The 1,464-nt window shown below is 42.5% G+C and carries 3 protein-coding genes; all 3 read left to right on the top strand.

Going from position 1 to position 1,464, the window contains the following annotated elements; all coding sequences use genetic code 11:
* On the top strand, positions 1-182 hold a 182-nt coding region (locus ASC50_RS07390; RefSeq protein ID WP_226995289.1), incomplete at its 5' end, for an AAA family ATPase.
* 25 nt (positions 183-207) lie between these two features.
* A complete protein-coding gene (locus ASC50_RS00340) occupies positions 208-981 on the top strand; it encodes a DUF4143 domain-containing protein (RefSeq protein ID WP_056928547.1) in 774 nt (257 codons plus the stop codon).
* Positions 982-1,092: 111 nt separating this feature from the next.
* A partial coding sequence (locus ASC50_RS00335) for a PfkB family carbohydrate kinase (protein WP_226995288.1) occupies positions 1,093-1,464 on the top strand: 372 nt, incomplete at its 3' end.

Here is a 1,464-nt window from a genome sequence, read left to right as displayed (position 1 = left end):
TGAAACGAAAAATGTCGGATTCGCTCGTTGAGTGGAAAAACAGCAAAAACCGTATGCCTTTGATTGTGAATGGTGCGCGTCAGGTGGGCAAAACCTACATTATTGAGCAGTTTGGGAAAGAACATTTTGAAAATTATGTGCTTCTGAATATGGAAATGGAAGGCACTTTGCGAGGAAATTAAAAAGTGCTATGCTGCCAATGAACCGATGAATAAAGGGTTGCACGAATTGGCGTTGCAGTTATATCAACACTATTTTATCGTTGGCGGAATGCCTGCCGCCGTCAAAACATTTATTGAAACGGACAGTTTTTTATCTGTGCAACAAGTGCAGCACAAGATAATTAACTCACATTTCGTTTATATGTCAAAATATGCAACACCACCAATAAGTGATAAGATGAGAGCGTGCTATTTTTCCATTCCATTGCAACTTACCAAAGGAAACAGCAAATTTCAATACAAAGTTGTGCAGCGTGGCGGCACGGCAACGATTTTCGGCGAAGCGATAGAATGGCTGAAACAGGCAAGAATTGTAATGAAATGTCAGCGATTGGAACACGGCTACATTCCGATAAACGCCTACATGGATTTGATAAATTTCAAGTTGTATATGGCTGATATTGGACTACTTACGTTGCGTTGCGAAATGCCTTTGCAAACAATCCTTTCGTCTGTTGACGAGGACAATACTTTTCTCGGCGCAATGACGGAAAACTATGTGGCGCAATGTTTTGCCGTAAAAGAATATAATTTGTATTATTGGAACAGCGAAGGCAAGGCGGAAGTTGACTTTGTGTTGCAAAAAGAAACGGAAGTAATCCCGATTGAAGTCAAAAAAGGACGGCGCAACCGCTCAAAAAGTTTGGGCGTGTTTGTCGAAAAATACAAATCGCCCTATTCCATCCGCATTTCCGCCAAAAATTTTGGTTTTGAAAACAACATCAAATCCGTGCCTCTGTACGCTGTTTTCTGCCTGTAAATGAGGCAAAGCTGTTGTTACCAATCAATTTTATTGACCACTCCGTTAAGATGCTTTATGTTGTCAATTATTTCATAACTTTGCCCCATCAAACTAAAAAAAAACGACACTATGCGAAAAATAATTGGAATCGGCGAAACAATTTTAGACCTGATTTTTCAGGATAATCAGCCTCAACGGGCTGTGCCGGGTGGCTCTACGTTCAACGCGATGATTTCGTTGGCGCGTTGCGGGCTTCCTGCGCTGTTTGTCAGTGAGTTAGGCAACGACCATGTGGGGGCAATCATTCGTGATTTTATGTGCTCCAACGGGTTGTCTGCCGATTATGTGGATTTTTATGACGAGGGCAAATCGCCTATAGCACTCGCTTTTTTGGACGCGAACAGTCAGGCAACCTACAGTTTTTATCGCCAATTTCCCGACACTCGGCTTAGCGTTGCTTTCCCGCCCGTAGAAGCGGATGATGTGATTCTTTTCGGTTCC

Source organism: Candidatus Symbiothrix dinenymphae (assembly GCF_001431085.1).
The sequence above is the reverse complement of the archived record's forward strand: the minus strand, read 5'-3'. Positions and strand labels throughout refer to the sequence as shown.